Annotated in this window: 9 protein-coding genes and 1 tRNA gene; 1 reads left to right on the top strand and 9 read right to left on the bottom strand. The window is 54.4% G+C overall.

The window, feature by feature from the left end:
• From IJT02_06435 to IJT02_06395, 9 genes are all read right to left on the bottom strand, one after another.
• On the bottom strand, positions 1-1,146 hold a 1,146-nt coding region (locus IJT02_06435), incomplete at its 3' end, for a PAS domain-containing protein (GenBank protein ID MBQ7544565.1).
• Between the two features lie 81 nt (positions 1,147-1,227).
• Positions 1,228-2,310, bottom strand: coding sequence for an alanine--glyoxylate aminotransferase family protein (locus IJT02_06430; protein ID MBQ7544564.1), 1,083 nt, complete (start codon positions 2,308-2,310; stop codon positions 1,228-1,230).
• Positions 2,292-2,771 (bottom strand): hypothetical protein, encoded by a 480-nt coding sequence (locus IJT02_06425; GenBank protein ID MBQ7544563.1) that lies wholly within the window; start codon positions 2,769-2,771, stop codon positions 2,292-2,294. Before IJT02_06425 ends, IJT02_06430 begins: the two co-directional genes overlap by 19 nt.
• Complete coding sequence (locus IJT02_06420) at positions 2,764-3,273, bottom strand: DUF4416 family protein (GenBank protein ID MBQ7544562.1); 510 nt, start codon at positions 3,271-3,273, stop codon at positions 2,764-2,766. Before IJT02_06420 ends, IJT02_06425 begins: the two co-directional genes overlap by 8 nt.
• Before the next feature lie 2 nt (positions 3,274-3,275).
• Positions 3,276-4,226 (bottom strand): hypothetical protein, encoded by a 951-nt coding sequence (locus IJT02_06415; GenBank protein ID MBQ7544561.1) that lies wholly within the window; start codon positions 4,224-4,226, stop codon positions 3,276-3,278.
• Positions 4,213-5,133, bottom strand: a complete 921-nt coding sequence (ftsY, locus tag IJT02_06410; GenBank protein ID MBQ7544560.1) for a signal recognition particle-docking protein FtsY — start codon at positions 5,131-5,133, stop codon at positions 4,213-4,215. The genes IJT02_06415 and ftsY overlap by 14 nt, the downstream gene beginning before the upstream one ends.
• A gap of 4 nt (positions 5,134-5,137) precedes the next feature.
• The gene (locus IJT02_06405) at positions 5,138-5,641 is read right to left on the bottom strand and encodes a hypothetical protein (GenBank protein MBQ7544559.1); all 504 of its coding nucleotides are present in this window, start codon (positions 5,639-5,641) and stop codon (positions 5,138-5,140) included.
• Between the two features lie 18 nt (positions 5,642-5,659).
• Positions 5,660-8,236, bottom strand: coding sequence for a hypothetical protein (locus IJT02_06400; protein ID MBQ7544558.1), 2,577 nt, complete (start codon positions 8,234-8,236; stop codon positions 5,660-5,662).
• 109 nt (positions 8,237-8,345) lie between these two features.
• Positions 8,346-8,421 (bottom strand) — tRNA-Glu (locus IJT02_06395).
• A 99-nt stretch (positions 8,422-8,520) separates the two neighbouring features.
• Here IJT02_06395 and IJT02_06390 point away from each other — a divergent pair.
• Positions 8,521-9,708 carry a glycosyltransferase family 4 protein gene (locus IJT02_06390; protein MBQ7544557.1) on the top strand — a complete coding sequence of 396 codons (1,188 nt, stop codon included), beginning with the start codon at positions 8,521-8,523 and terminating at the stop codon, positions 9,706-9,708.
• The last annotated feature ends 297 nt before the right edge of the window (positions 9,709-10,005 follow it).

Below are 10,005 nucleotides of genomic sequence, written 5' to 3'. Positions count from 1 at the left end.
GTAGAAGCCCGGATTGACGGCGTAAAAATTGAACTGCTTATGAAAAATTTTGCCGTCGATGTCGCAGGCAATGTTGACCTCGTAGAGCGAGTCCTTCTGTGTCCCGAAGGCTATTGCGTCGGGTGCGAGCGAGTGAGCCATTGAATGCTTTTGTTCATCCGTGCCGTGAAGTATCGGGAGAATCTCGTCGTTGATGTAGGAGTTGAAGGTGCTGTGCTCGGCTTTCGGGAGTATGCTCCCTTCCGGGAGAATGTCCTTGACGGTTATGCTGTACCTTCCGAGAGACATGTATGCAATCATCTCGAACTGCCGGGCCAGAATCTTATCGACTATGGTCTGGTAGACTTTGTGGTTGTTGCACTCGCGCTCGGAGATGAAGGCTATAACGTTTCCTGTGAAGGGACTGCGGGTCATCATTGCGGAGATTTCGACGTAACATATCGTGCCTTTTTCGCGCCGTGAGAGGAGTACCTGTTTCACGCCGATCCTGCTCTTGACGTATGCGTCCAGAAGGGAGGCCACGCTGAAGGTCTCCAGAAACTGTTTGCGCTCCATGAAGTTGATGTACTGCCTTGACCTGAGCCGGAGGAACTCGGAGTACACGTCCTGTTCCTTGTCGCGCCTGAATAAGTCCTTGCCTCTGGCCTCCTCTACGATGTCGAGGGTGAGGTCTACCCTGAACATTCCCAGAGTGTGTTCGTCCTGATGGTAGAAGGTCTGGCCGAGTGAGTCGTAGCTTGTCCTGATTTTCTCCTCGTAGTTCTTGAAGAGCGTAATATCGTGGAACGTAATGTACACGTAGTTTCCGCTGTCCAGCGAGAAGAACGAGTAATGAGCGTCGCACCAGATGACCCGATTTGCGGCCGTAATCATGCGGATCTGAATGCTGCTTGATTTGTCGTGGGCTTCGTGGTTCTTGAGCATGTACCCGACTAACTGTCTGTCCTCAGGGTGAATGATTCTGCTGAAGTCCTGAGACTCGCTGAAGCGTTCTGCGTTCTCTTGGGAGTCCTCCATCATTGCGGAATATTCAGGGGAGACGAATAATGCCTCACTATGGCCGTCATCGTGAAGCTGTAAAAATATTGAGTTGTTGCCGAGCCGTTTTATGGTGTCAATGAACAGCCGGCGTTCATGGTCTGGCACAGAAAATCTTTCTCCTTCATGCATGTCTTGATAGATACGAGCTTATTATATTACCAGTAAGGAGAATTTAGTTGTTAGTTGTTAGTGCAAAACCTCCGCGATAATATTCATGCCGCGTTCAACTAACTCACAATCCGCCTGACTGCCCATGTGCCCGATCCTGAAGACACACCCCGCAAGACTCCCGTAATTCCCTCCGACAGCGAGTCCCCGTTCCCGCAACGCCCCGTCGAGTTCCGGCCAAGTCCAGCCGTCCGGGACCCGGAACGCCGTAACCGTCGGCGAACACCACGCCTCACACTTCGGGTAGAGCGTGAGTCCCATGCTCCTGCCCATGTCCCTGCATAGCTTTGCGGCTCTCTCGTGGCGTGCCTGAACGTTCGCGAGTCCCTCAGCGAGCAGTGAGGTCAGGGAAATGTTCAGGGCCTTCATGCTGTGCCAGTCGTGAGAGTAGGGCATGTAGTGAGTCTCCGGCACTTCACGCCAGCCGATGTATGACTCGTAGCCCGAATAGTTCACGGCCTCGATGACCTCCCAAGCGCGCGGGGAAAGGCTGGAGATTGAGAGCGACGATGTCATGGACAAAACTTTTTGGCTTCCGAGAAGGCCGATGTCTATCCCGCACCCGTCAGCGTCAAGCGGTGCACCTCCCGCACTCGACACGAAATCCACAACGAACAACGCCCCGACTTCGTGAGCGATTCGTCCGAGTTCGGCCAAGCACGGAGTCAGAGTCCCGCTGGGTGTCTCGCAGTGTACGGCGGTCAGGACCTTCGGGCGGAAGACGCTTGCGTGTTCACGGACCCGCGCGGGGTCGGGTACTTCGTCATAGGGGAACGCGCAGACTTCAGCCTCAGCACCAAAGGTCTTGGCCATCTCAGCAAATCCCTCGCCGAACAATCCCGACGAGACAGCGAGAACTTTTTCGCCTGGCCTGAGCGTGCATTTGAGGGAGGCCCAGAGAATCGACATTGCTTCCCCTGACGTGATGACTATGCTGTTTTGCGTGTGAAGTAATTCCTGAATGAGTACCTGATTCTGCCGGTAAAGGTCAAAAAATTCCGCTTCAAGGTCGGAACTGCCGTAATCGTTGAGCCAAGCCCTGCGGATGTTTTCCGGGACACTCACAGGGCCGGGAATGAGTCCTATTTTGTACTGCTCCATAGCGATAATATCTCCTCTGCGAACTTCACAACCTCCGCCTCACTGAGTGAAGCCGTCTCGATTGTGAGGACGATATTATCACCGGCTTTCACGGCCAGAGCAACGGGCATATATGATTGAGCCTCCAGAATTGCGCCGTGCCCCGCAACGTCAAGAACCCTGTAGAGCGAGTCCGACGGCATCATTCCTTTAGAGTCCCTCACTCTTTCGGGAACGTAGAGGCTTCCCGTCCCTGCTCCCTCAGTCAGGATGACCTGAAGACTCCCGCGCGGGGACTCCCTGATGTAATCCCTGTAGACGATACGCCCCAAATCCTCGCTGTCGGCACTCAGCACCAACGGCACGACGTGTTCATTCACGCTCCGCCATTCCCCGACGGAGTCCGGCAGTTCGAGGCCAAGACTCACGGATGGACTCACCATCACCAACAGCAAAACGAGAACACCAAAAATTTTACGCATTATTCTTCACCTCCGAGAGCCATAATTTGCGGACACCAGAGAGAAATTCATCATAGACTCCGCTGGCGAAATCAGGAAATGTGTAGTCGAAACTCTGCCACCTCTTGAACCTGTACCTCATCGTTACCTCCGCAAAAATTCCGTCCCGCAGGTAGATTCTGTGGGCGTGATCCTTCGTTGACGCAAGAATGAGCCTTGCACCGTCAATATATCCCGGGTCAATGTTCACCGCTCTTACGGGCTTACGGCTCATGGCCTCAATATCTATGGCTTGGTGCTTCCAGTCGGCGAGTCCTTCAGGATTCACTAGGCCGGGAAAACACACGAACGCCCTCGACAAGTTCGGAGCTATCTCGTGATAGTAGTCTGTCTTGTCGAACGGTACGGGCTTGCTCAGGATTTCGGGAACACCCCAAATTTCCGTGAGCCTCTCGACGCTCCAGCGCAATAGCTCTTCATTTGGGAATAAGATTCCTGCAATACGTTTGACTCTTGGTGTCATAACTAAAAGTAGTCTCCTTCGTGGCCTCTCGACTGTCCGGCGGCTAACAGTGCCATTGCCTGAGGGCCGATATTCGTGATTACGTCGTCGGGCCTGCGGATAATCTCCTGCTGAGGCTCTGGTGTCTCCGTTTCCTGCTGAGGCTCTGGAGGTTCGGGAGCTTCTGCCGGTTCGGGTTCTGGCTGAGGAGCTTTCTGTTTTCTCGGCATTTCGACGCTCAGATACCCCTGAAGCTGCCCCTGCCACTCGCACGCACGAAAAGCCTTGCCCCTGCCTTCGGGAGGATTGCTGAGTCTCTGCCACTTCCCGCCCTGAGCCTCAATCTCCCTCACCCAAGCCTGACCCACCGCTGCCCACCAAGTCATGTCCTGAGCGTCAGTGAGATCTTCCGTGCAGTCGTCCACAGTGAAAATTCCCGGCCGTAACTTCCTGAACGCGATAAACCTCGTGCCGTTGAGACCGTCGAGCCTCACGATAAATTCATCCCTGTCGGGGAGTTCCTGAGCGTTGAGCTTCTCTAGGCCGTAACCGAACATGCTTATTGCGGTATCGTTGAGCCTGAGCACTCCGCGTGAGGACAGCGCAAACGGTACGGGAGCGTTCCACCATTCGGGGAACTGCGGTTCGTCGGGGTAGAGGGCGGTCTCCAGGTTGCCGGTGAATGACCCTGTGTTGCTGACGTAGAGGGCGCGGAGGTCTTGAGGGTACTCTATGGACTCTGGTTTGACGGGCTGAATTATTCCGCGTTCGGCTAATTGAGGGAGGGTCTTGATCATGGCATCGGCGCACCCGCGCTCAACGAGGAAGACTAATTGCCCCTTGTTGAGCACAACAACATCACCGACGCTGGGAATGTACACCGCGTATTCTGCTGCAGAACTGAAGAGAGTCCGCAGAAAGACTAACAGCGTCGACTCAGGAGTCAGGGACGGGAATTTTTCAGGCGTGCTCACTGCTGGTCATCAATGCGGAGGCGAAATCTTCGGGGCTGAACGTGTCGAGGTCATCAGCACCTTCACCCAATCCGATATACCTCACGGGCACTCTCAGCTTCCGGGCAATAGAGATAACTACGCCCCCTTTGGCTGTGTTGTCGTACTTGGTGAGGATTATCGACGACACGGGAATTATGCTGTTGAAGGTCTCTGCCTGAGCCGCCGAGTTCTGGCCGAGCACTGCATCAAGCACCAGCACTGTTTCAAGCCTGTCCTCGCCTGCCTCGCGAAGAAGCACCCTGTGAATCTTCCTGAGTTCCTCCATGAGGTTATGTTTGTCGTGAAGCCGGCCTGCTGTGTCGACGATGAGGACATCAGCTCCCGAGCTCTCTGCGGCCTTCCACGCGTCGAAGGCTACTGCGGCGGGGTCGCTCCCTTGTCCCTGAGCGATTACCCTAACGCCGGAACGTTCGCCCCAAACTTTGAGCTGTTCGACGGCGGCGGCTCTGAAGGTGTCTGCGGCGGCCAAGATTACGGTCTTCTTCTGATGCTTGAACATCATCGCGAGCTTTCCGGCACTTGTGGTCTTGCCGCTTCCGTTCACGCCAATCATCAGGAGAACGAGTGGCTTGGCCTTGACGGCGAAGGGCTGTCCCATTCCGTCAACGGCGCGGAGTTCGTCAACGACTCTGCGGGTGAAGAGTTCGCGTAGTTCTGCAGGAGTCTTCTTCTTGGCCTCAGACTTGAGGAAGTCTATCGTCTCTTCCGTAAAGTCAAGCCCGGCATCTCCCATGATTAACTGTTCCTCGAGGTCATCCCAGAACTGCGGGTCAATCTTCCCGGAGGAGAAGAGCCTTGCGATGCCTCCGCTCCATTTCTCGCGTACACCTTTGAGGCGTTCCCTGAGTTTTGCGAAAATAGCCATGTCCTCACCTCGTCCTGCGCATAAAGATGAACTCGTAGCCAGGTTCGCCGGTTATTGCGTGCCTGTTGCGCATTGAGCCGACAACCTGCCAGCCTTCCCCGCCTCTTTCCGCCATTCGTTCCTTGAGGTTCTGGTCAAGGATGAAGTCTATCGCGTACTCGTACGACATGTTTGCCTCAGCTAGCGGCGTTACGTCAAACGTTCCTCCGCCCAAGACAGCCGCGTTAATGCTGTCCGAGAGCCTCTGAAACTGTATGAGCAGCAGCACTCCCACGACAAGCAGGAAGAATATCAGCAGAGGCGTAATCAGTCCTCCTCTGCTTTTGCCGGAAGATTTCTTCTTGGCCGGTGCGGGGTCTGTTGCGCCGGATGCGTCTTGCTTTCGTCTGCTGAGTTTGTCGCGAATAGTCATAGTCTTCTCCCTCTCTTGTTGTTCGGCATCGCTGATGGGTTCGTCAACACCTAAGTCTTCGCCGTCAAAAGTTTCGTCGTCTATAAGGTCAGGCATGTGATACCTCCTTCAAGGTTAATTATCAGGCCTTGCGCGCATAAAGATAAATTCGTAGCCGTACTGCCCGGTTGCCTGGTCCTGAAGCCTGCGTGAGCCGACAACCTTCCAGCCCTCGATCCCTCTGAGCCTCATGCTTGCGGCTATGTCAGCGTCGTGTATAAGGTCGACGGAGTAGTCATAAGGCTGTGAGAGAGGTGATGATGGTGCTCCGCTGTAGAGCCGTGCGGCTGTGATTGCGTCCGTTATCTGGTGGAGCTTGAGCAGTGAGAGCACTCCTAAGACGAGAAGCAGGCCGAGCAGAACCTGAGAGACGATGTCCCACAACCTTGAGGGCTGTTCCTCCTCCTGAGGCGTTGGGGCAGTGATGCGGACTGTCGGCGTTACCGGTTCAGTTGCTGGTGGAATAAACGAGGTCTCAGGTGCTGTTGCGGGCTGTGGTTCGGGCTCGGGCTCAGGGGCAGGTTCATCGTCGCCGAAGTTCAACGCTGATCCTGCGTCCCCCCACGAGGACATGAAGTCGAAGTCAGCGTCATCTTCCTCCGAAGCAGCTTCCTCGCCGCCGAGCAGTGTCTGTTCCGGCTCTTCTGGTTCTGGTTCTGGCGAGCTCCTGAAGTCGGCGAGTTCCTGCGCGAGTCTCTCTTCTGCGGTTACGGGCTCAGGCTCTGGTGCTGGGGCTGGTTCGGGCTCGGGCTCTGGCAGTTCTTCCGCGACGGGCTCAGGCTCTGGTTCGGGGGTTGGGGGAATCTCCGGCTCTTCAGGGAGGTCGGGCTTCTCCTCATCGAGAGTAATGCTTTCTGGAGTTTCTTCCTCTGCGTCATTCTCTTCGGTAATGCTGAACATATCGGGCAGATCATCCATGCTGATGTCATCACCGACGGTTTCTGAAGGTGCTTCGTCTTTTTGCGGTGCGTCTACGTTTTCTGCCTCTTGGGGAAAATCAGGGAGAAAGGGCTCGTCGGAATCATCTTCCTCCTGCTGTTCATCAACAATCTCATCATCGAAATCTATCGTCGGGGTAATATCCGGCACAGGCATTTCCTCAAAAGGGTTGAGGTCAGCTTCTAGGCTCTGGCTTGCCTGTTCCTGCGCTATCTCTATGGGAGATTCTGTCATGGCCTGCGTAATGTTGGCAATGAGCTTTTCTTCTGCAGAGTTTGGGGATGCACTCTGCGAGGCCAAGAAATTTTCGGGCAGCCTGTAAGGTTCGGCCTCTGCCGGTGTCTCGAGAGTTAGGGGGCTTCCTGTCATGGCTTCGGCGATGTCAGCCATGAGCTTGTCCTCTGCTGTCTTTGTGGACTCCGGCATTGTAACGGTTACGGGCGCGGCTTCTTCCTCAAGGCTGATTTCCGGCTGTGGAGGCGCGGCCTGTGGAATCTCAGTATCTACGTTCAGCACAACATCAGCGAAGGGCGGGAAGTCTTCCTGCGGTGGCTGAGTGTCTTCGGGCTCTTCGGTGAACTCGCCGATGTCGTCGTCAATCTCCGCGATGTCGGCAATGTCGTCGTCTGGTGTGTCAGCGTCAGCGGCGATGACGGGGATGTCCGGCAGGTCGTCGTGTTCGGTTGATTGTTCAGAGATTTCCTGAGCGTCGAGCACGGGGATGTCCGGGAACTCCTCGTCAATTTCTGCATCTGTCTCGTCAACGATGTCAACAGGCAGTGATTCTTCTTCCGGCTCTGGCTGTGGTGTTGGTGTAGGTTCTTCAACAACGGGCACAGGTGCGGCTTCGGGCTGTTGCTCAGGCTGTGCTTCCTCAACGATAGGCACGGCTTCTGGCTCTGGTTCAGGCTCGGGCGTTGATTCTGGTTCTTCAACGACAGGTATAATTTCTGGCTCTGGTTGCACTTCTTCAACAACAGGCTCAGGTTCGGGCTTTGGTTGTGATATTGATTCATCGACGACAGGCTGAGGCTGAGGCTGAGGTTCATCAACGACAAGCTCAGGTTCTGGCTCTGGCTGTGATTCTTCAACGACAGGTTTAACTTCTGGCTCGGGTTGCGATTCTTCAACGACAGGCTCAGGCTGTGGCTGAGGCTCAGGTTCATCAACGACAGGCTCAGGCTCGGGTTCTGGTTGCACTTCTTCAACGACGGGCTCGGGGTCTGGCTGAGGTTCTTCAAGAACAGGAGCAGCTTCAAGCTCAAGCTGAGGCTCAGGTTCTTCAACGATAGGCTCAGGCTCTGCTTCAGGCTGTGATTCATCCACGACAGGTACAACTTCAGGTTCAGGTTCAGGCTCATCAGCTACAGGTACAGGAACAGCCTCAGGCTTCACCCTGCGCCGCAGCGCCCCTCTCCTCCTCGACGGCTTGGACACAGCAGAAGATTCCTCCCCGCCCTCTTGCGGCTTGGCCGGAGAAGCAGCACGTTCACCAAGACTCTCAGCTATCTTCCTCTCGAAATCCTCCATGAACGAATCCACACGCTCACCGACACTCTCAGGCCTCTCCGGCTTCCTGATTCCTGTCCCGGAACGCCGTGCCCTTGACCGTACCGGCTTCTTTGCGGGTGCGGGCTCTTCCTTCACGGGATCGGCGGATAACTTGCCTTCAAGTTCTTCACGTAACTTCTCTTCTGCTGTCTTCTCGCTCATTCTTTGTCTGTCCATCCTTATGAACCGCTTTAGCACCTAATTATAAATCATGACGGGCATAATAAAAGCCTCCGTAATCACTTTACGAAGGCTTGTTATCCTCAACTTATGGTAGCCTCAACGAGGTTCGAACTCGTGTTTTAGCCTTGAGAGGGCTACGACCTAGACCACTAGTCGATGAGGCCATTACGGCGGTGAATAATATCACGAAAAATTTTTTTGCGCAAGTTCACGCTCTGATATAATAGCGGGCAAATTTCCTGAACAGCTAAGAAGGAGCTCAAATGATTAAGAATGTTGTCATCCTCTCGGAATTTCCCGAAATAGACGGCGGCGGTGTTGCTGTAGCCATTGATACCGCATGTCTTCTGGCTCAGCACGGCCTCAATGTCTACTACTTTTCGGGAGCCGGAAATCCTGATCCGAGACTCTTATCATCCCCGAACATCAAGGTCGTCTCAACCGGGCAGTCTCACATCTTCCACGACAAGAACAGGCTCAGAGCTTTCGTGAACGGCATATACAACTTCAAGGCAGCACGTATTCTCCGTGAACTGCTTGCGACGCTCGACAAAGAAGAAACAGTCGTACATGTGCACTGCTGGGCAAGGCTGTTATCGCCGTCAGTGTTCAAGGCAGCGAACGACATGGGCTTCCGCATATTCATCACGATTCATGACTACCTGCTGTCGTGCCCTGACTGGAACTTCTACGACAACCATGCACGCCAGATCTGCGAGAGGACTCCCATGTCCCTGAAGTGCTTTCTCTGCAACTGCGACAAACGGCAGAACTATGTCCACAAGGTGTACCGCTTCTTCAGGCAGTACGTGCAGAACTGGATAGTGAAGCGCATCAATATGGGCTACATCTTCATCTCGGAGTTCTCGAAGCATCAGCTGCTAAGGAGGATGCCCGCCCCGAAAAACCAGTTCTTCGTCAGAAACCCGATATACTACTACGACAGGTTCAGGATCGAGGCCGAGAACAACTCAATCTTCCTCTACATAGGCAGGCTTGACCATGAGAAGGGAGTAGAGAACTTCTGCCGCGCGGTACACAACACCGGCGTTCAGGCGGTCATGATAGGCGACGGCCCGCTGTACGACGAGCTCAAGGCACAGTACCCGGAGATAACTTTCACGGGCTGGCTGGATAAGGCACACATCCGGGAGTGGCTGAAGCGTGCGCGGTGTCTGGTTTTCCCGTCAGTGTGGTATGAGACGCTGGGGCTCGTGCCGCTGGAGGTGAACGCGTACGGCCTCCCCGTGATAGCGTCGGACTGCTGCGCGGCATCGGACAACGCCGCATTCACGTACCACACGACGGATGAGCTCGAGGCTCTGATAAAACAGGTAAGCGCAGCAGATATCCGGCAGCTATCATTAGATACCTTTAAAAATTTCGATGAGAGCTCAACGATAAATTATGCGGACAACCTGCTAAAAGTTTACTCGACACCCCTTTTATAGCCTTTTTTAATACATTTTAAAAGGTTTTCCCGTCAGTGTTGTATGAGGTCCAGCGTTTGATTCAGTGTGGTATGAGGTCTCACCGTTAGTGCCGCTGGAGGTGAACGCGTACGGCCTCCCCGCTGTTTCCCGTCAGTGTGGTATGAGACGCTGGGGCTCGTGCCGCTGGAGGTGAACGCGTACGGCCTGCCCCAGTCATTTCCTCAGGGGCTGTGCGCGCAAACTAGCGAAAACAACGCAATGTATTTTTCCCCGCAATTATCTATAATTCATACGCTATTCCAACACACAAATCTT

Source organism: Synergistaceae bacterium (genome assembly GCA_017450125.1).
In the GTDB taxonomy this organism is placed as follows: domain Bacteria; phylum Synergistota; class Synergistia; order Synergistales; family Aminobacteriaceae; genus JAFUXM01.
Note: the sequence above shows the minus strand (reverse complement) of the source record. Positions and strands in the feature narration are given on the sequence as shown.

Bases quoted from the DNA above. Each gene is read 5' to 3' on its own strand.
- IJT02_06390 (MBQ7544557.1), top strand. From the start codon at position 8,521: ATGATTAAGAATGTTGTCATCCTCTCGGAATTTCCCGAAATAGACGGC.
- IJT02_06420 (MBQ7544562.1), bottom strand. From the start codon at position 3,273: ATGACACCAAGAGTCAAACGTATTGCAGGAATCTTATTCCCAAATGAA.
- IJT02_06405 (MBQ7544559.1), bottom strand. From the start codon at position 5,641: ATGCCTGACCTTATAGACGACGAAACTTTTGACGGCGAAGACTTAGGT.
- IJT02_06430 (MBQ7544564.1), bottom strand. From the start codon at position 2,310: ATGGAGCAGTACAAAATAGGACTCATTCCCGGCCCTGTGAGTGTCCCG.
- ftsY (MBQ7544560.1), bottom strand. From the start codon at position 5,133: ATGGCTATTTTCGCAAAACTCAGGGAACGCCTCAAAGGTGTACGCGAG.
- IJT02_06400 (MBQ7544558.1), bottom strand. From the start codon at position 8,236: ATGAGCGAGAAGACAGCAGAAGAGAAGTTACGTGAAGAACTTGAAGGC.
- IJT02_06425 (MBQ7544563.1), bottom strand. From the start codon at position 2,771: ATGCGTAAAATTTTTGGTGTTCTCGTTTTGCTGTTGGTGATGGTGAGT.